Source organism: Rapidithrix thailandica, from assembly GCF_039710355.1.
GTDB classification, from domain to species: Bacteria; Bacteroidota; Bacteroidia; order Cytophagales; family Flammeovirgaceae; genus Rapidithrix; species Rapidithrix thailandica.
Genome location: NZ_JBDKWZ010000016.1, coordinates 86,511 through 107,759 on the forward strand (window position 1 = coordinate 86,511; position 21,249 = coordinate 107,759).

Here is a 21,249-nt window from a genome sequence, read left to right on the forward strand (position 1 = left end):
TGTAGCGCATGGATGATTTTTTAGCACAATTTCGTAATAAATTTATAGAGGATGCATTAGACCTGTTGCATCAATTGGAAAGCGACTTGCTGGAACTGGAAACCAATCCGAAAAGCAAGGACCATATTGAGGCTGTATTCCGGGTAATGCATACCCTGAAAGGATCGGCAGGTATGTATGGTTTTGGGTACATCGAAGAATATACCCACCATCTGGAAACACTGTACGATTTGATCCGAATCAATAAACTATTGCTCTCCGGAGAAATCCTCGACCTGACTTTTCAGTCGGTTGACCATTTGCAAAATTTATTGAAAGACGATGAGCTAGCTCAGGAAAATAACCAATACAAGCATAAATGGTTGATGGAGCAAGTGTCGGAACAGATGAACCGGGAAGTTTCGGAAGTGCTGAGCGAAGAAGTACTGATCAGTGATGAAGAGGAGACTGATGAACAAGGCGTGGCTACGTATTATATAAAGTTCATCGTCAGTGAAGGCTTGTTGTTAAGGGGAATCAAATTGCCCAATATTTTTAGTGAATTGGCTGAACTGGGACAATATGAATTGGTAGATTCCGGTACGAATGAAGAAGAAGATGAAATATGGGGAATATACTTGGCGACAGACCAGGGAAAGGATGCGATTGAAGATGCGTTTATGTTTGTCATGGACGAATGTTCCATTCACCAAGTCTCGCCTTTCAACCTGTTTGAAAAAGAAATATTTCTGGAAAATAGTGAGCATTTTCAAACAGAAAATACCCCCCCCAATGAACGGCTCACCATCCTGGAAGCAGTAGAAAAAAGTTATCAAAGTCAGGGGGAAGACGCAAGCCTTTTTGAAGAAGAGCCGCAGGAAGGCTTGAAGGATGCGGTGATCGCTACGGAGGAAGCAGTTCCGTTGGAAGAAGTGTTGATCAATGCCCCGGAAGGAATAGAAAAGCCTTCCGTTGAAGAGGCGGTTACACCGGATATGACGAAGGATGAAAATATCAGGAAACTGCAAGAAGTGTTGGAGGAAAATCAAAACCTGATTAACCTGAATTTGGATAAACAGGCGGCTTCCCGGATCTCCGTAGATGCTAAAAAACTGGATATCCTGATGTACTTGGTGACGGAGTTGGTTTCCGTGCAATCGCAATTTGAGTCAGGGATGAATGCTGAGGATATGTCCACTATTGAAGAGGTATACCACCAAATTACCAAACTTACCCGGCAATTTCGCGACAATGCCTTGGAAATGCGCTTGGTACCGGTTTACGATGTAGTGGTGCGTTTTAAACGCTTGATCCGGGATCTGTCCAAGCATTTGGGCAAGGAAGTAGAATTCATTACTCAGGGCATGGAAACCGAGCTGGATAAAAACACCATCGATAAACTGGCGGAACCCTTGATGCATATCATTCGCAACTGTCTGGACCATGGTATTGAACCGGCTGAAGAACGGCAACGCAAAAACAAGCCGGAAAAGGGTTTGATAAAATTGACGGCTTTTCACTCGGGCAACTATGTCTTTATTCAGGTACAAGATGACGGAGCGGGAATCAACCCGGAAATCATTCGTAACAAGGCCATAGAAAAAGGTTTGATCCAAGCCTCCGATAAATTAAGTGAAAAGGAAATTTACGAACTGATATTTCAGCCGGGTTTTTCAACGGCAAATACCATCACTGAAGTATCGGGCCGGGGAGTAGGCATGGACGTGGTCAAAAAGAAAATTATGGAAATACGGGGCGAAGTAGAAGTGAATTCGGAGATCGATCTGGGTACGTCTTTTACCATTAAACTCCACCAGACCATTGCTATATTGGATACGATGTTAGTGCAATCGGAAGATATGCATTGCCTGGTACCGATAGCCGATATTCAAACCTGTATGTTTTTGCCTGCAAATGAAATAGAGGCACGGAATCATACGAATACCCTGATGTATAACAATGAACTGATTCCATTTGTCAACTTGAGAGAACAGTTCCATCTGAAGGGGACAAATCCGGAAGAAGTAAGAGTGATCATCCTGCATAAACAAGGAGAAAAATTCGCTTTGGTAGTCGATAAAATCATTGGAAACCACCAGGCGGTTTTAAAGCCTTTGGGTAAACTATTCCGGCATGAGAAAATCATTACTTCTGCCAGCAGGCTGGGTGACGGAGGGCTGGCTTTTATGTTGGATATCAATGCATTGAATCAAGCCATAGGCCAAAAAGCCAGTTGAAGCCAATAACGATGAATGTGTAAGTGCCATACAAGTTGATCGTTACACTGATCCCATTTCCTAAACGTCATTAAAGAATAAATTATGAATGATATTACCAATCAGGTGGAAGATACCTATCTGTCGTTCCTGGTCAATGATGAATTGTATGCTGTCAATGTAGGAAAAGCATTGGAAGTACATGAAAGGCAAGTGATTACCCGTGTGCCCAATGCTCCTGAGTATTTAAAGGGAATTATCAGCTTCCGGGGAGAATTGGTGCCGGTGATTGAAACACGGCTTAAACTGGGCCTGCCGGAACGGGATGACAGCGATGCTTTTGTCATCATTGTATTGGAGCTGAGTACGGACGAAGACCGGTTGATTATCGGGGCCATTGTGGACCGGGTTAAGGATGTGATCATCATTCCCAGAGAAAACATCAAGCCGGTGCCTAAAATGAAAAGCTCATTCAATGCCCAGTTTCTACAGGGTATTGCCCAGTATAACCAAGAATTCTTAATGTTGCTAAATGTAGATAAAGTTTTTTCCGAAGAAGAGATTTCGATATTGAGTGATTCTTTGGATTTAGTAAAAGAGTAGCCCGATAACAGGGAGTAATACAAGGAAAGGGGGAGGTCTCTCTCTCCTGACCGAAGCCTTCCAACTCAATATATTTTTTAAACGGATTCAGAATTTTCAAATTAATATTGACATGAAGTTTATACAAAACCTTAGTATTAAGGCAAAGCTGATCTACAGCATGGCCACCTTGCTTTTTATAGCGTTTATGGGGGTAAGTTTATACAACTACTCGGTGTCCAAAGAAGAAATTGTTTCCCGGATTGTCGATCATGAGCTTCCGGCCCATATCGATAAAATTGCCCGGACGATTCAAAACCGTATCCAAAAAGATCTGAGTATTGCCGATGTAACTGCCAACAGTCATTTTGTCCATCAATGGCTGAAAGGAGGGCAACAGGATACCACTCAAATTCTGACGTATTTGCGTTTGATCAACAAGCGCTTAAATGCCTTTGTCGGCTATGTATCAGAGCGTACAAAGTTGTATTACTCTCCTAACGGGCTGGAAAGAAGAATTAACCCGACCACCGACAGTTGGTATTTTAACTTCCGGGACGAACAACTTGAACGGGCGCTGAATGTGGATATGGACTACGGTACAGGGGAAATGATGATGTGGGTCAATATGAAAGTATGGGATGAACACAAGCAATTTATCGGGGTCTTGAGTACAGGAATGGATCTGGAAAAAACCCGGGAATTTATTCTTAGTCAACAAGTAGGGGAAAAAGGAGAGGTGATGATGGTGGACCATAACGGAGCCATCAAAATTCACAATAACAAAGACTTGATTGATGTCAATGACGAATTGAAACATGGGAAAACCCTCCAAACCATTCCGGGTTTATCTGCGATAGCGGTAGAATTGATGTCAGAAAATGGTGCGGTACACAAGTACAAAAACAAAGATGGGGATAACCATATCATTACGACCCGGTACATTCCCGAAATGGACTGGTACCTGATCGTAGATGTTTCTCAAGATGAAATGACATCTGCCATCGAATCGCTATTTATCAAAAACATGGTGACGGGAATTTTGGTAACGGTGCTGATCGTACTCTTTATTGTATTTTTCTCAAACCGAATCATTTTCAGTAGGTTAAACTCATTGAAGCATGTGATTGAAGATTTTGCCGAAGGAAATCTGCAAACTTCTTACGAAGAGAAAAACCGGGATGAAGTCGGAATGTTGGGGCTGGCGATATTAAGTATGCAAAAGCGATTGCAAAAGATCGTAACGGACATTTCGGAAAGCTCAAGCCGGATTATTCACGCCAGTAAGGAAATCAGCCAAAGCTCACAACAGTTGGCAGAAGGCGCACAAGAGCAGGCTGCCAGCATCGAAGAAGTCTCTTCTTCTATGGAACAAATGTTGGCAAATATTGATCAGAATGCAGCCAATGCCAAAGAAACCGAGTCCATTGCGGACAAAGCTTCTCAGAATATTTCATTGGTCAACCAGTCTGTGTTGGAAACGGCCAGAGCCATGAAGACCATTGCCGAAGAAGTGTCGGTGATCAATGATATTTCCAAACGCACTGATATGTTGGCGATCAATGCGGCCATTGAAGCGGCACGGGCCGGCGAGTACGGAAAGGGTTTTGCGGTAGTGGCTTCTGAAATCCGTTCTTTGGCAGAAAATACCCAAAAAGCCGCACACAAAATTGAAGAGCTTTCTCAGTCAAGCGTTCAAGTGGCCGAAGAGTCCAATCAATCCTTGGAAACTTTAATTCCGGACGTCCGAAAAACCTCCAGTTTGGTACAAGGAATCAGTGCTGCCAGCCGTGAGCAGAGTCATGGGGCACAGAATGTTAACGATGCAATTTTACAATTGAACGATGTGGCTCAACGCAACTCTTCTGCTGCAGAGGAATTGGCGGTCAGTGCCGATATCTTTGATCACCAGGCGGATAGTTTGCAGAAGAGTATTGCTTTTTTCAGTACGGAAAAGAAACGCAGTGTAAAAAATGTTCAAACAATTCAGTCTGAAATCCAACGGCTTACTCAGTTATTGGCAGATGTAAGCACTTCGAATGCACAGGAAGAAAGTGCTGCCGCAAAAAAATACCCAGCAGAAGAGGCGAAACCACAACCACGGAAAAATGAAGGCGTGGCCATCGATTTGTCTGACGATTTTGAGGACGAAGACAATCAAGATGAAGGCTTTGAAAAGATAGACGATAACAACGAGTAAAAGCGTCCTGAAGGCTCACCCATTTTTTATAAGCCCCTGCCTGACCTTTGCAAGTGAGCAGGCAGGGTGTTTCACCCCATTCAAAAATTTACTGACCGCAAAAGCATGACTATGAAAAATTTTACCAGCGTCTTACAACTGACTATTTTTTTATCTTTACTATACTTATCTGCTACCGCCCAAAACCTGCAACTACATTATGACTTCGGAAAAGCTGACGATGGAGAGTTGAATGCTGACAGGGAACACTTTACCACTACACTGGAAATGTTCCGTCCTGATTCACTGGGTTCCACCTTCTTTTTTGTGGATATGAATTATGATTCGGAAAATGGAATGTCCTTCGCCTATTGGGAAATTGCCAGAACTTTCAAACTCCCCAAAATCAAAAATTTACGCCTTGAATTAGGGTATAATGACGGAATGTTCATCCCTTCAGCTTGGTTGGTGGGTTTGCAAACACCTTTTACGATTGGCCCGGCTTCCATTTCCACCAGTTTGTATTACCGGGCAGAAAAAGGAGCCAAATCGGCCGATGCCCAGTTTACCGGAGTTTGGTTTATGATGTTATTCAAAGGAAAAGTCACCCTTAGTGGTTTTGTGGATGTGTGGTCACAAGACGATTACAATTTACTAGGCGATAAAGACGGTAAACGTGTTGTCTTCCTTACCGAACCACAACTATGGTACAATATTCATAAAAAGTTTGCCTTGGGTGGAGAAGTGGAGTTTAGTAGAAACCTGTTCACCTTTGATGGAGATGTAGAAGTGATGCCGACACTGGCTGTCAAATGGACTTTTTAAATCAAAAGAAATTGATAGATTCGGCCTTTCCCCTCTTTAACTTATAAAGAGGGGCTTTTTTATAAATAAAAATCCCCTCCATTGCGGGATGCTTTATACACCTTGAGGCTTCTTAATGAAGGTAAAAACCTGGAAAGCCTATGGACCCATTAAAAAGCCCATGGGCGAACCATAGGCTTACTTTAAATTCAGACGGCAAAGAGTTATTCAATATAAGTGGCTTTCCTATATACAGAAGGCATTAGTTGTGTTAGCGGCAGGTTCATACCGAGTGTTGATTCTGCATGCCCGATAAACAATATGCCATCCGGTTTTAATTTGTTCAGAAACTTACTCAGAATTTGCTTTTGGGTATGAAAATCAAAGTAGATCAAGACATTCCGGCAAAAGATAAAGTCAAAATGATGGGGGAGTGAAGAAAATTCATCCATCAGATTTAGCCGTTTGAAGGTGGTTTTGTTTCGTAAACGGCTCTTTATCTGGAAAGCCATGGCACCCTTATTGGTTTTTCCTTTGTCAAAATATGTTTTCTGGTAATAGTCGGGTACGTCTATCATTTGATCCATTCCATACACGGCTTTACTGGCTTTTTGTAAAATGCGGCTGGAAATATCGGTCCCCAAAATACCATAATCAAACCCTGTATATGTTTTTTTCAATTCTTCCAAGGTCATAGCGATGGTATAGGGTTCCTCACCACTGGAGCAGCCCGCACTCCATACTTTTAAGTGGGAGTAGCTTTTAGAAAGCATTGAGGGAATCTGTTGTGCAAGAAAGTCGAAATGTTTGGCTTCTCTGAAAAAATCGGTTTTATTCGTGCTCACATAATCGATCAATTTGTTCCGCTCTTGTAAACCTTGGGCACTAAAGATAAAGTTGGTGTAATCGGCGAAATTCGTAAAGCCATTCAAGCGTACCCTTTTCAGAAGGCGGCTTTGTAATAATACAACTTTGTGTTCGGGAAGTTTAATGCCAAAGTTGGTAGTAATAAATGCACTAAGACGCAGGAAATCTTCCCGGCTTAAGCGGTCGGTGGTAGTACCATCCATAAGTTTCTGTTGATGTTGTAAGAAAACTGCTAATCTATTTTACGTTTCATGTAAAAGGACAACTCTTTTGAGTCTCCCGTACATTTTGTTTCCCGGTAAAGAGTACCTTCGTAACAAAATTTAAACAACGCTGATATGCTCCTCTAACGCAAAAGCGGCCATATCCTTATCTCTTGTAAAGAGAGCCTTTGTGTTTTTTTGGCAAATAGGATCATTTTAAGGGAATATTGAACTTCTGAAAGAGATTCTTGCCGGAAAGTTATCGAGCACAAATAAATTCGATGACTTATTCGTATATAAGTAAAATAAAGATCGGGGGTTTGTGAAAATCCGCGCATACAAACAGTATAGAACAACAATTCATTCAGAAAACTAACTATGTCCCTACAACCATTATCAATTGGTAATGAAATAGACATTCCTGCATCGTATATTCAGAAGTGGCGCAAAACGGCAGAACTTATCAGAAGGGTTCTTTTGGTGCCGGTTTGCATTTTGCAAAAGCTCACTTCGGGTACACCTGTACCCTATGTGCTGAGTGGAAATCTTGAAGAATTCTCAGGATGTACACAAGATTTTCATTTGGAAAGCAGGCGTGATTCTTGTTTTTTGTATGAAATTGCGCTGACTTATCCCGATGCAAAGCCCTTTGGGCATCTTTATCTCCTCGACCATTCCTCCCGGACTTTTACCGAAAAAGAAAAAGCCTTTTGCGAACACTTCCGGGAGCTCTTTGATGCTGATTTAAAAATCCTGCTCCAGGAACAATATCATATCCAAAACTCACGGAAATGGCAAGCCCGGTTCAGTCAGACGTATGATGCCTTGATTGAGAGCTTTCCACAACCGATCACCACTTACCAGTTTGTTGAAAAAGACTTTATACTCATCGCGTATAATAAAGCGGAATACACGGCTTCCAAAGGGAAAATCAAAAGTCTGTTTGGCAAACCTGCCCGTCAGATTTTTGAGAAAGAGGAAGAACGCAAGATTTTGAATGCAATGTGCCAAGCTTTCCGGCAGCGTAGTTCGGTGAATTTGGAAGCAGTGCATCCTGATGAAAGCACCGGTATGGAGCGCCACTTTGTTTACACCTTTTTGTATTTGCCGGAAGAATACTTGTTGGTATACCGGGAAGATCATACCTCATTAAAGCTGGCCGAGCAGTCACTGAGGGAGAGTAAGGATCAATACATGACACAGTTTAACAGTGTGCCTTTGCCTGTTCTTACCATCGAAAAAAAGCCGGAGGGATTTGTAATTGTTGGAGGGAACCAAGCGGCTTTGGAATATCCTCATGTCATATTGGAACAAGTACTGGGGGTGTCCATAGAGATTTGTTGGAAAGATGATGCGCAACTGATAGAGTTTGTCGAATTGGCTTATGAGCAAAAGAAATCGGTGAGTACTCAGCAACCCTATACCTTTAAAACCACCGGGAAAAGCCGTTATTTAGCGATGGTTTTTCGCTTTGTACCTCCCAATTTTGTTTTGTTGTATGCCGAAGACATTACTGAAAAAAAACAAGCCGAACTGGCATTGAAAGAAAGTGAGAAGAAATTCAAAAATATCTTCAATATGTCAGTAGACTCCATATTTATTACGGATGCAAGTGGCTACTTTTTGGATATGAACACAACGGGCTTCCGTAAAACAGGGCTGAGTAAGGAGGAAATGAAGCAGAAAAGGATTTCCGAGTTGGTAGATTTGGATATAGAAGCACTGTCATATAGTTTGGAAACAGTCGATAATTTGTGCAAAAATGAAATTTCTTACACGAACCGGGAAGGGCAAAAAGTAGTAGAGGAAATATACAGTCAATGTGTGGATTATGAAGGCCAGGATGCCATTCTACATATTTCCAGGGACATTACCCAGCGGAAACTTCTGGAGCAAAAAATCCTGCGTACGATTATCCAGACTGAGGAACAAGAAAGAAGCCGGATGGCGCAGGAACTGCACGACGGCTTGGGTCCCTTGCTTTCTACTTCCAAATTATATACCAAGGCATTGCATATGGCCCGCGATGGGGAAGAGCAGCAATTTGTGATTCACAAAATAGAAGAAACCTTGGAAGAAGCGATTCTCAGTATTCAGGAGATTTCTAATAATCTGAGCCCCCATGTGTTACGCAACTTTGGCCTGCCTACTGCCATTCGTACATTCTATGCCAAATTACAATATACCAGCGAAATTACTTTCGAACTGAATACCAATTTAAATCATCGGATTGACGAAGATATCGAAACCACCTTGTACCGGGTAGCGGTGGAGCTGATTCATAATTCCTTGAAACATGCCCGGGCTCAGACGATTGTGATTGACTTAAATGTATATAAAAAGCAATTGCATTTTTCTTTTTCGGACGATGGGCAAGGCTTTGATTTGGAAAGGACCCTCCGGAACAATACCGGAATGGGTTTGACCAATATCTTTAACCGCATTAAATCCTTAAATGGTACAATTGACATGAAAAGCAAAAAATGTGTGGGTACAAATGTTTTTATTACAATTAACTTTGGCTGATTTTTTATCTTTTGCAACAAACTACTTATGAATTCAAATAGCGTCATACTTGTAGATGATCATCAAATGTTCCGCGAAGGCTTGCGGTTTTTACTTTCAAAGTCCCGGCAAGTAGAAGTGATTGCCGAAGCGGAAAACGGAGAACACTTCTTAGAATTATTAGAAGCGCATCAACCGGATTTGGTGCTGATGGATATCAATATGCCCAAAATGAATGGCATCGAAGCGACCCAACGGGCTTTGGCCATACATCCGGATTTGAAAGTCATTGCCCTTTCGATGTTTGGTGATGAAGTCTATTACTATAACATGATTCATGCGGGCGTGAAGGGGTTTGTACTGAAAAAAGCAGGAAGTCACGACCTTGAGTCAGCTATTGAGGCGGTATTGAATGGCAATGATTATTTTTCCCAGGAGCTTTTGAAAAATGTAATTATCAGTCTGGGAGATAGTAAAAAAATTAAAACCAATCAGGGGCAAAATAGCCTGCAACTCTCAGAGCGGGAACAGGAAGTGTTGCAACAGATTTGTAATGGCCTTTCTACAAAGGAAATCGCCGAGGAATTGAATATTTCTCCCAGAACCGTGGAAGGGCATAAAACGAAACTGATGGATAAAACCGCTGCGAAAAACACCAGTAACTTAATTATGATCGCTATTAAAAATAAGTTGATAGAAATTTAGGAAATTGGTCGATGGATGTTTTTATAAAAAGGCCCTTCAGCGAAATGACGGGCCTTTTTCGTGTATTGATCATTCGGCTTGGGCATACTCCCAGGCACTTTTGTACGCCCCGATTTCATCAATATAAGACAGAAAATCCTGATAAAACGGATGGGTAGACAAGGTTGCACTGTCTCCGATGACTACCAGTTTTTTACGGGCACGTGTCAGGGCTACATTCATTCTCCGGATATCTTCCAGAAAACCAATCCGTCCTTTCTCATTGCTTCTGACCAAACTGATATAAATGACATCCCGCTCCTGCCCCTGAAAACCATCTATGGAATTGACTTGGGTGAAAGGAGCACCTGTTTGTAAGGTCTCATTTTCCTTTAGCAATTGCCGCAATTGTGATACTTGTGCTTTATAAGGAGAAATCAAACCAATGGACAAGCCTTCGTCCAAAACATGAGGATGGGAAGTATTGAGATATTCCAACATTTCACCCAAGTGAATGGCCAGTAGTCCGGCTTCGCCTGGGTTGTATTTGCTAAGATTTTCTTTATGTCTTTTTTCTTCAAACCCTCTGCCTGCCGTATCAATAAACTCCACCGGGTTTCCGAAGTATGGATCTGCCGGGTCTTTGACCAACAGCCAATTTTCCACATGGTGGTCGGCAATCAGGCGGTCTTTGTAAAATTGACGGCTGCTGAAGTTCATGATTTTTTGATGCATGCGGTATTGGGTTTGCAGCATCACGTCTACTTTTTGCCGTTTGATCACTTTTTCAAACAGGGTGGTACTTAAGCCTTGTTTGGCTGCTTCATACGATTTGATCGTAGGTGGTAACTGACAATGGTCTCCGGCAAAAACGACCCTTTCGCTTTTGACAATGGGAATCCAGCAAGCAGGTTCCAGGGATTGTGCCGCTTCATCGATGAATACGGTACTGAACGTTTTATGCCGGATGAATTTGTTGACAGAGCCGACCAGCGTTGCCGTAATTACTTGGGCATCGTTGATCAGGTGATCTACCATGTACTTTTCCAAATACGTAGCCTCATCCAGCATTTTCCTCGACTCGGTCAATAGCAACTTGCGTTGTTCTCTTTCATCCCGGCCATACTTGCGTTTATACTTATAGGCCATTTTCTTATACTCTTCGGCATTCTTCCGGAGTTTTTTCAGGTAGCGATAATCCTCATGTTCGGACAGCTGGGCTTCCACGCTAAGATGAATCAACTCTTCACTGACTCTCGCCGGGTTGCCGATACGCAAAACTTTCAGCCCTTGAGCTGCCAGTTTTTCCGTCAGCAAGTCCACCGCTGTATTGCTTGGTGCCGTTACCAATACCTGTTTTTCCTGATTGAGAGTGGCTTTTACGGCCTGTACGATGGTGGTAGTCTTTCCAGTGCCCGGAGGGCCGTGAATGATGGCTACATCCCGGGCTGCCAGGATATTTTGTAACGCTTTATTTTGAGAATCATTCAGAGCAGGTAAAGGGGGGAAGTAAGGGCGTTGTTCCTCCGGAAGAAAACGGGCCGTTTGACGACCGCATATCACGTCTCTGAGTTCTTTCAACCGGCCTTCTTCAGCCGAAAGTACTTTTTCCACGGCACTTTCCATTTCCGTGTAACTGGCTGCATCAAAGGTCATGTCCACTCCAAGGAGTCCGTAATCCAGCCAATCCGGCAACTCTTCCACATTGACGGCAACCTTCATAGAGTCGCGCCATACGGAAGTAATGACTCCGATCAATCGATCGCTTTTTTTGGCTTCCTTGCCATTGTCAAACACGGAGACCATCCCTCCGACCTGAAAGCCATGCGATTCGCCTTGTTGGGTGCTGCGTTCCAGAGTCAGGTGAAAGTTTTCACCCGTGCCTATTTCGGTACGCAATACTTTTACCGGATACCAGGTGACACCTTTCTTTTTCCGCTCTTGTAAAGGCGTTTGCAGTACCTCCGTCTGGTATTGACGGAAGTCAGCTTCCTTTTCTATTTTCAATAACTGCAACAGTTGCTTGAGATCTTCCATAAAGTTATTTCTTCCTCCTTGGCCATCAGGACCTTTCCTGAAACCTGTGCCGCAAAGGTAAACCGAAAGCTTGCAACCGTCAACCCGAAAAAACAGCCCTGTTCATAAAAAAACCTTCCAGGTGTTGAAAACCTGGAAGGTTTAGGGCTAAAAGCCTTAACGATTGATTATTGTTTTACGGGTTGTGACATAGAGTACGGACGGTCTTCCAATTGCGTACCCCATTCTTGATTAGGCGTGTTGCTCATTTCGAAGTGTACCTCGCCACCTTTTTGGATGTCTCCATGTGTCAGGTAGGTTTTCGAATATGCTTGCCCGTTCAGGGTTGCCGATTGGATATAGAGGTTTTCCGCACTGTTGTTGGCTGCTTTGATGGTAAAGGTATTGCCGTTTTCCAATTGCAATTTCACTTCTTCAAACATCGGAGAACCAATGGCGTACTCGTCTGTTCCCGGGCACACCGGATAGAAGCCCATCGATGAAAAAACATACCAGGCAGAGGTTTGCCCATTGTCTTCATCTCCGCAAAGCCCGTCAGGAGTAGGGGCATAAAGTTTGTCCATTACTTCTCTCAAGTGCTTTTGCGCTTTCCAAGGTTGACCAGAGTAATTGTATAAGTAAATAGCATGTTGAATAGGCTGGTTACCATGTGCGTACTGACCCATGTTGGCCGCTACCATTTCGGTGATTTCATGGATTTCAAAACCGTAGTAGGTAAAATCGAAGATCGGATCCATGCTGAATACGGAGTCTAATTTGGCATTAAAAGCATCGTCTCCACCCATCAGGTCGATTAACCCTTGCGGATCTTGGAATACCGACCAGGTATAGTGCCAGGAGCTTCCTTCGGTAAAGGCACCTCCCCAAGCTTCGGGAACAAATGGTGTTTGCCATTGCCCGTTTTCATAGCGGGCACGCATAAAATTAGTAGTAGGGTCAAATACATTGCGATAGTTTTGCGCTCGTTTGGCAAAGCGATCTATTTCTTCCTGTGGTTTACCTAACTCTTTGGCCAGTTGCATAATGGTAAAATCGGCATAGGCGTATTCCAAGGTACGGGCTACGTTTTCATTGACTTTTACATCATAAGGAATATACCCCAACTTGTTGTAATAGTCTACTCCGAAACGTCCTACGGAAGTAAGTGGCCCAGCATTTTCACTGTTTTTCAGAATGGCCTCGTACAAGGTTTCGATATCGTATCCACGAATACCTTTCAGGTATGCGTCCGCAATGATGGAGGCAGAGTTGGAACCGATCATACAATCGCGGTGACCCGGGCTGGCCCATTCCGGTAACCAACCACTCTCTTTATAGGTGTTGACCAAGCCTTGCATGATTTGGCTATTCATCTCAGGGTACATTACCGTAAAGAATGGGAATACGGCCCGGAAGGTATCCCAGAATCCGTTGTCGGTAAACATATAACCGTCCAATACCTTACCATTATACGGGCTGTAGTGAACAATTTTTCCTTCTTTGGTATATTCGTAAAACTTGCGGGGAAACAATAACACGCGGTACAGAGAAGTATAGAAGTTTTTCTTGGCCTTTTCGGATCCGCCTTTCACCTGGATTTTATTTAACTCTTTGTTCCAAGCGGCTTGCGCTTCGGTTTTCAGGGTTTCAAAGTCTTTACTACCGATTTCGGCCGCCATATTTTGTTGTGCTTGCTCTTGAGAAATAAACGAAGAAGCGACCTTTACATGGACAGTTTCTCCCGGTTGGGTGGCAAATTGGATATAGGCTCCGGTGCGTTCGGCCTCTTTTTCTAACTCTTCACTGACGCCCTCGTTGGTCCAGGTTCCGGCAGTGGTGAAATCTTTGTCAAATTCGGCTACAAAGTAATTTGCGAAATTGGCAGGTACACCTCCACTGTTATTTTTGGCCCAACCGATGATTTTTCGCTCTTCGGGCAAAACTTTTACATACGAACCTTTGTGATAGGCATCCAACAGGATATATGCGGCTTCCGACTCCGGAAAGGTAAAACGGAATACGGCCGCTCTCTCCGTAGGCGTTACTTCTGCCTGAATGCCATACGATTCCAAATCTACCTTGTAATAATGTGGCAAAACAACTTCACTGTCGTGCGAAAATTTGGAAGCACGCTCCTTTTCCTGGGTTTTCAATTCCCCTGTTATGGCCATTAAGGAAAAAGCTCCGTAGTCATTGATCCAAGGGCTGGGCTGATGGGTTTGTTTGATACCAACCAGTGAATCTTTTTGGTATTGATAGGCCCAGCCGTCTCCGTTTTTGCCGGTTTGCGGCGACCAGAAATTCATCCCCCATGGCAAAGCAATGGCCGGGTAGGTATTTCCATTAGAAAATTTAAATTCCGAATCCGAACCGACTAAGGGGTTGACAAATGCTGTCAGGTCTTCCGGAGAAGAGGCTGTTTGGGGACTCTCTTTTGTGTCCTTTTGTGGCTGGCAAGCACTGAAAAATAGCGCTGTTAAGCCTAGTACTAGAAGTAGGTTTTTCATTTTTAAATTTATGTTACGGTTTTAATTTTAAGAGTGTGTTAGTGAATTTTACCGCAAAATAGTGGATTATTTTCAGAATTGCCGGATTTGTCATTGATTTATAGGGAGCCGCCGGGCTATTTTCAGACTTTTGATCGATAGGGGTTGTGCATTGTGCGGATGCTTGACAGGATTTGTGTTTCCCAATTTTTTCCAGATTTACTCCCTACCTTTGCCCGGGGCGAGTGTTTGGTAAACTACAAAAACTGATACTTATGAAGATCCTGATCATAGAAGACGAACCAAGCATGCAAGAGGTGCTGAAACAAGCACTGGAACAGGAAAGATACCGGGTAGAATCGGCGGAGGATTTTGAAACGGCCATGGACAAAATTTTGGCGTATGAGTACGACTGTATTTTGTTAGACATCATGTTGCCAGGAGGAAGTGGGTTGGGGGTTTTACAGGAATTGAAAAAACAAGGAAAATCCGATAGTGTCATTATCCTTTCCGCCAAAGACTCAGTAGACGATAAAATTGAAGGGTTGAATCTGGGAGCGGACGATTACCTCACCAAGCCCTTTCATATTGCAGAACTACAAGCACGGATAAAATCGGTGTTGCGAAGAAAAATTTTTGGCGGACAGCAAATCGTTACCCTGAACAATGTACAAATCAACTATGAGGAACGCAGTGTGTCTGTAGCTGATGTTCCCCTTCCCCTTAACCGGAAGGAATTTGATATCCTAACCTACTTTGCCGCCAATAAAAACCGCTTGATTAACAAAGCCTCCCTCGCCGAACACGTATGGGGCGACTATATCGATCAAGCTGATGATTTTGATTTTATCTATTCTCAAATAAAAAACCTCCGGAAAAAACTCAAGAAATGCCGGGCTGGTATAGAGATACAGGCCGTATACGGTTTGGGGTATAAACTGGTCCTTTCATGAAACTCCTCAATCATACCTTACTTTACTTGTCGGTGGCTTTGCTGCCCGTGATTGGTATTTGGGCTGCAATCTTCTACCTGAACATGATGGACGAAGTATACGATAGCATTGATGACGGCTTGGAAAATCATAAAATGTTGGTCATCCGGAGAGCAATGGAAGATACGACTGTATTGCAGAATGACCGGTTTGGGTCAAATAACTTTGCCTTGCGGAAATTGCCAAAATCTTCAGCCATTACCGTGAAAGACACCTACAAGGATACGCTGATGTATATGGAAAATGAAGAAGATTTTGAACCTGTACGCATGCTTACTACGGTGTTTTATCGTCCCGGGCAAGGCTATTACCAACTCAAAGTCATCACTTCTATGGTGGAGGAAGATGATTTGATAGAAGATCTTCTTTATTCTCTGTTCTGGTTGTATGTAGTGTTATTGGCCAGCGTGTTGGTGGTCAATAATTTCTTACTGCGGAAAATCTGGAAACCCTTTTACCATTTGCTCCATTACCTGAAAGGTTTCCGGCTGGAAAACAAACCGGTAGTAAAACCGGTGTCTACCAAAGTGAAGGAGTTTCAGGATTTGAACGAAGCGGTGGTTTCGTTGCTGGAGCGCAACATTGAAGTATTCAATAGCCAGAAACAATTTATTGAAAATGCCTCACATGAACTTCAAACGCCATTGGCGATCAGCTTGAACAAATTGGAACTGCTCTTGGAAGAAATGCAAGGCGAGGAAAAACAAGCGCAGACCATAGGGCAAGTCATGGCGACACTGGAAAAGCTTACCCGCTTAAACAAATCTTTGTTGTTATTGTCCAAAATTGAAAACCGCCAGTTTCCGGAGGAAGAACCGGTGCATTTTCACCAATTGGCTTATCGACTTACGGAGGATTTTGCAGATCTGGCCGGATTCAAAGAGTTGCGGCTTTCTTATATAGAAGAAGCTCCCTTATCCGTAACAATGAACAAAGACTTGGCGGAAATCCTGTTGACCAACTTACTGAAAAACGCCATTGTGCATAATTATGCCGGAGGCCAAGTCACCGTCAAAGTATGTGCTTATGCTCTCCGAATAGAAAATACCGGTAAGTCCGAAGCGTTGGATGCCCAAAAGGCTTTCGGCCGTTTTTACAAGAATAGTTCTCAAAATGCTTCCACAGGTTTAGGGTTGGCGATTGCAAAAGCCATTGCCGATGTGTATGGGATTTCCCTTCGCTATCATTATGATGAAAAGCATATACTTTCCTTGGAGTTTTAAGCAAGAGCAGAGTTCAAAAAGCCCATGAAAAGGAGAGCGAAAAAGGCACAATCCCACTCGTAAATGAAGGAATGATGATGATATCCGTAAATAAAAAAGAGTACCGGATTACCTTGTGAAATTCACAAAGCCTATGTGTACACAGGGGATTTCCATGGATCCTTGCTATCTTTCGGGGAAGAATGAAACAGATCGCTTTGGCTTATTGGCAATAAGCAAACTAACTATGAGTGAAAGACAGAAATGAAAGTAGCTGCTTTTCACTGATGACTCTTAGCGGAATCATACAAGTAAATATGAACAATGAATAAGCACCAACAAGGGCCTTTGATCTATGGGAGAAAAAAGGAACTACACAAACTTTTGTCCCAATACCGGGAGTTGGCAGCCGGACCTGCGGGGGTGAAATTACTCTTTGTCTCAGGGCATTCGGGGATTGGGAAAACGGCTTTGGTCCAGGCTTTTTTTGAGCAGATTATGGCTGAAGGGGCTTTCTGCTATGTAGGAAAATACGAACAACTTAACCAGAATATTCCCTATTCCGGGCTTAAAAAAGCGTTCTCCGCTTATATCAAACACTTACTGACCCAAGGTGACGATGCACAATTGTCCTATATCCGGGAGAAACTGTTGGAGGAGTTAGGGGCGAGTAGTAAGTTACTCGTCGATTATATACCCGAACTGGAATTTATCATCGGGCATGCGCCTTTTAGTAGTGAGTGGGACCCCAACCGCTCCAAAAAACGTTTTTTTTATCTCTTTCAACTGTTTTTGGATATCGTATTGGAAATGCACAGTCCCTTTGTCCTCTTTTTGGATGATTTGCAATGGACGGATATTTCCAGCTTGAATCTTTTGAGATACCTATTGGCCAATCCTCAAAAAGGCCAATTACTCATTGTCGGATGCTTCCGGACAAATGAAGTTCCTTCCACTCATCCTTTGCATAGTTTTTTTTCCAGCTTGGACGAAGGGCAAATCTCTTGGGATACCTTGTCGCTTCACAAACTGGAACAACAGCATATTCATGAAATTATCAAGGAACGTTTTCCGGAAGTCACAGAACGTGGACCAGTAGTCTCAGTGCTGCAACAGTATTCTCAAGGAAATCCCTTGTTTATCCGTTCCTTGTTCAACCATCTACTGGAAGGTGGCTGGGTGCATATAGAAAATAACCGTTGGGTGGTAGACCTGGAAGCAATAAGTGAGCGGTATGATAATCAAACGGTTACGGATCTTCTCCAGAAACAATGGGTCAACATGTCGGAAGCGACCTATGACTTGTTGCATTTGGCAGCTTGTGTGGGAAATAAATTTGACCTATCTCTTTTGAAGGTGGCAGCAGGTAGGGAAGAGCATACATGTACACAATTGCTGACAGAAGTAGTGCAAGCCGGTTGGCTACACCAGGAAGGAGAAGAGTATGAGTTTAGCCATGACTATATCCGGGAAGCTTTATACGAAAATTTGAAACGGGAAAAACGGAAGCAACTGCATTACCAAATCGGTAATGCGATGCTTAGTAGTATGTATCAAGAACTCTCGACTACTGAATTACAATTTACCGCTTTACAGTTTAATCTTGCGGCAAGTATATTAAAACAGGATACTGAAAAATTGACGATCGCCCAGCTCAATTTGCAAGCCGGTAATATAGCCCGGAAAAACAATGCCTATGAGTTAGCGATTTATTATTACCGGAGTGGCATTGACCTGTTGCAATCGTTGAAAAAGGAAGCACCTCATGCCATATGGTTTGCTCTTCAATTAAGCAAAGCCGATAGTGAATACCTGAATGGAAACTATGAAGTGGCCATGTTTACTTTGGATGAGCTGTTGCCATCGGTTCAAAACCGCCTTGACAAAGCTCAAATATATGAGCGGAAAATCATGATCAACACCCATTTGGAGCGGATGAAAGAGGCCGTGCACATCTTGAGAGAAGGATTGCTGTTGTTTGATTTAACTCTTCCTATGGATGGAGAACAGTCGAGACGGCAGGTTATGAACTTGAAACAACCCTTGGCTGATTTTCTGATGAACCATCCGGTTCGGGATTTGTTGGACCATGCCTCCGGTGAAGAGATGGATGCAGACACTTTGGCGATTCAGAATTTGCTTTATACCGCTGGAATTGCCCTGCATCATACCAATGAGCAACAAATCATTTGGCAATCTCTGCATATCATTACCACCTCATTACAAAGGGAGTTTACCCCATTTACGGCAATAGGTTTTGTTTCCTACGGGCGGATGCTACTGGCGAATTTTGAAAATTTTGACCACGGCTATGAATTTGGTTGCCTGGCCTTGCAGTTGATCCGTAAATTGGAAGATAACCATTTGAAATGCAGGGTATTTGGGGTGTTTGCTTTTTATGTGAGCTTGTGGAAAAAGCATTTGCAGGAAAGTCTGCCGATTTTAGAAGAAGGGATACGGGCGGGAATTGAACACGGTGATCATATAGGGGCCAATATTTTGCATTCCCATTTGTTGATTACCCGGTTTGTGTGCGGGCACCCTTTGCAGGAGTTCACAGGTTTTGAAACGCGTGTTACCCGTAACAACCTGGAGTTTTCCCCTTATATTGTCGATTATCACAAACAATTGGCCATCGCCTTGTCAGAGGAAGGGCAGTATTTTACCCTTCCGCCTAGGGAAAACTCTCCGTTGGGAGCCAAATATACCATGCATGACCAGGCATTTTATTGGCATCATGTAATGGCCAAATATTACTATTTATTTGAGTCTTACACCCTGGCAGCAAAAGAATCGGAGGCGGCTGCCGGATACAGCACCTTGCAAAAAGCGTCACCGCTCTATGCCGAAAATATCTTTTATTGGTCTTTGGCTATGATGGCAGGTTTTTATAATTACTGTCCGGATGCCCAAGACAGAAGTCTGAGGTTGTTACAACAGCATTTGAATACTATGAATATCTGGCAGCAACACTGTCCCGGAAATTTTGGGCATAAGTACTTGCTGATGGAGGCGGAGTACAACCGGATCCACGGACATCTTTCCTATGCCCAACAATGCTATCAACAGGCCATTGCAGAAGCCCGGCGACAAGGCTATGTGCAAAACGAGGCTTTGACTCATGAGTGCTATGCCCGTTTTTTGATGTTTCAACGGGAAGTGCCGGAACTTGCCGGGCAGCATTTAATACAAGCGATTAACTGCTACGGCCATTGGGGGGCTACGGCCAAAGTGAAATTTTTAAAACAAAAATATGCGTATTTGCTTCCGGAAGAGGAGGCTTTTTCACAGGCACCGGATTTTTTTGCCATGGACGAACTGTTGCAGCATTTAGGTGCGGAAGTCGATTTGGAAGTCATCATCGAAAAGGCCTTATCGCTCTTTATGAAAGTAGCTGCGGCCGAGCGGTGTGTATTGATTTTGCGCAAGGGGGAGGAGTATTTTGTACAAGGGGAGGCCCGGGTAAAAGACAATTTCTGTCAGGCTTTGCCTCCGAAACCTTTGCAGAGCTACCCGGAGATTTCTCAAGAGGCCGTAAACTATGTATTGCGCAGCCGTGAGCAATTGTTGGTGAGTCAAGCGGTAGAGGATGAGCTCTTACAAAAAGGAGCTTACGTACAAGAGAGAGAAATTCAGTCGGTAGTGTGCATGCCCTTGGTCCTGCACAACCGCCTGTTAGGAGCATTGTATTTGGAAAATAACTTCCGGGCGGGACATTTTCAAGCGCAACGGGTGCAATGGATCGGATTAATGGCCCGGCAGACGGTGGTCAGTATTGAAAATGCTCTGAACTATCAAGCGGCACAGAGTCTCAATGAAGAACTGCGGGAACGCATCTTGGAGAGAGAACGCCTGCATCAAAAATTACAAGACCAAAAGAGCGCTTACCTCAAGGCGATAGTAGAAACCCAGGAGCAGGAGCGGAAACGGATTGCCGAAGATCTGCACGATAGCTTGGGTAGTTTATTATCTACCGTGAAATTGCAATTTACCGGATTGCAAGAGGAAGTATCGAATACCAAACAATCTTCCTACGAAAAAGCCTTGCATCATTTGGACCTGGCCTGTGGAGAAGTCAGGCGCATCGCTCATAATATGTTGCCGGGGGTGTTGAGCAAATTTGGATTGGCTACAGCCCTGCAAGAGTATGCGGAGCAGGTGGAGGAAAGTAGTTCTTTACGCGTAAAGTTGGAGATATTCGGCTTGAAAAAGCGCTTGAAAGAACCCATTGAAATCAACTTATTCAGAATATGCCAGGAGCTGATTCAAAATGCCTTGAAACATGCAGAAGCTTCTGAATTAAGTTTACAATTTATTGAATATCCGGAGATGTTGAATGTGGTAGTGGAAGATGACGGATCGGGCTTTGATACACAAAAGGCCTGTTCGGGCATGGGACTGAAAAATGTGGCATCCCGGGTCAATTACCTGAAAGGAACCTGTGAAGTGGAATCACAAACCAAGCAAGGTACTACGGTGATTATTAATATTCCTTTGAAAATCAGTATGTTTGAATAAAGAAGATACCCCTATT

At 43.4% G+C, this 21,249-nt stretch carries 12 protein-coding genes; 9 read left to right on the forward strand and 3 right to left on the reverse strand.

The window, feature by feature from the left end; genetic code table 11:
- Positions 1 to 8 precede the first annotated feature (8 nt).
- The 4 genes from AAG747_RS22680 to AAG747_RS22695 all read left to right on the forward strand — a co-directional run bounded on the left by AAG747_RS22680 (position 9) and on the right by AAG747_RS22695 (position 5,781).
- Entirely contained in the window at positions 9 to 2,216 is a 2,208-nt protein-coding gene (locus AAG747_RS22680; RefSeq protein ID WP_346823528.1) for a chemotaxis protein CheA, read from the forward strand.
- A gap of 84 nt (positions 2,217 to 2,300) precedes the next feature.
- Positions 2,301 to 2,798, forward strand: coding sequence for a chemotaxis protein CheW (locus tag AAG747_RS22685; RefSeq protein ID WP_346823529.1), 498 nt, complete (start codon positions 2,301 to 2,303; stop codon positions 2,796 to 2,798).
- Between the two features lie 112 nt (positions 2,799 to 2,910).
- Positions 2,911 to 4,977 (forward strand): methyl-accepting chemotaxis protein, encoded by a 2,067-nt coding sequence (locus AAG747_RS22690; RefSeq protein WP_346823530.1) that lies wholly within the window; start codon positions 2,911 to 2,913, stop codon positions 4,975 to 4,977.
- Between the two features lie 105 nt (positions 4,978 to 5,082).
- Entirely contained in the window at positions 5,083 to 5,781 is a 699-nt protein-coding gene (locus tag AAG747_RS22695) for a DUF5020 family protein (RefSeq protein WP_346823531.1), read from the forward strand.
- A gap of 203 nt (positions 5,782 to 5,984) precedes the next feature.
- On the opposite strand, the gene AAG747_RS22700 is transcribed toward AAG747_RS22695, so the two are convergent.
- A complete protein-coding gene (locus AAG747_RS22700) occupies positions 5,985 to 6,830 on the reverse strand; it encodes a CheR family methyltransferase (RefSeq protein ID WP_346823532.1) in 846 nt (281 codons plus the stop codon).
- A 378-nt stretch (positions 6,831 to 7,208) separates the two neighbouring features.
- On the opposite strand from AAG747_RS22700, the gene AAG747_RS22705 reads away from it, so the two are divergent.
- Both AAG747_RS22705 and AAG747_RS22710 read left to right on the forward strand, forming a co-directional pair.
- Positions 7,209 to 9,356 carry a sensor histidine kinase gene (locus AAG747_RS22705; protein WP_346823533.1) on the forward strand — a complete coding sequence of 716 codons (2,148 nt, stop codon included), beginning with the start codon at positions 7,209 to 7,211 and terminating at the stop codon, positions 9,354 to 9,356.
- A gap of 27 nt (positions 9,357 to 9,383) precedes the next feature.
- Complete coding sequence (locus tag AAG747_RS22710; RefSeq protein ID WP_346823534.1) at positions 9,384 to 10,040, forward strand: response regulator; 657 nt, start codon at positions 9,384 to 9,386, stop codon at positions 10,038 to 10,040.
- A 69-nt stretch (positions 10,041 to 10,109) separates the two neighbouring features.
- Here AAG747_RS22710 and AAG747_RS22715 read toward each other — a convergent pair whose 3' ends face one another.
- Together AAG747_RS22715 and AAG747_RS22720 are read right to left on the reverse strand one after the other, a co-directional pair.
- Positions 10,110 to 12,056 (reverse strand): AAA domain-containing protein, encoded by a 1,947-nt coding sequence (locus tag AAG747_RS22715; RefSeq protein WP_346823535.1) that lies wholly within the window; start codon positions 12,054 to 12,056, stop codon positions 10,110 to 10,112.
- A 167-nt stretch (positions 12,057 to 12,223) separates the two neighbouring features.
- Positions 12,224 to 14,542 carry a GH92 family glycosyl hydrolase gene (locus AAG747_RS22720; RefSeq protein ID WP_346823536.1) on the reverse strand — a complete coding sequence of 773 codons (2,319 nt, stop codon included), beginning with the start codon at positions 14,540 to 14,542 and terminating at the stop codon, positions 12,224 to 12,226.
- Positions 14,543 to 14,796: 254 nt separating this feature from the next.
- On the opposite strand from AAG747_RS22720, the gene AAG747_RS22725 reads away from it, so the two are divergent.
- The 3 genes from AAG747_RS22725 to AAG747_RS22735 all read left to right on the forward strand — a co-directional run bounded on the left by AAG747_RS22725 (position 14,797) and on the right by AAG747_RS22735 (position 21,233).
- Positions 14,797 to 15,474, forward strand: a complete 678-nt coding sequence (locus AAG747_RS22725; RefSeq protein WP_346823537.1) for a response regulator transcription factor — start codon at positions 14,797 to 14,799, stop codon at positions 15,472 to 15,474.
- The gene (locus tag AAG747_RS22730) at positions 15,471 to 16,736 is read left to right on the forward strand and encodes a sensor histidine kinase (RefSeq protein WP_346823538.1); all 1,266 of its coding nucleotides are present in this window, start codon (positions 15,471 to 15,473) and stop codon (positions 16,734 to 16,736) included. The genes AAG747_RS22725 and AAG747_RS22730 overlap by 4 nt, the downstream gene beginning before the upstream one ends.
- Positions 16,737 to 17,039: 303 nt before the next feature.
- Positions 17,040 to 21,233, forward strand: a complete 4,194-nt coding sequence (locus AAG747_RS22735; RefSeq protein ID WP_346823539.1) for an AAA family ATPase — start codon at positions 17,040 to 17,042, stop codon at positions 21,231 to 21,233.
- Positions 21,234 to 21,249 lie beyond the last annotated feature (16 nt).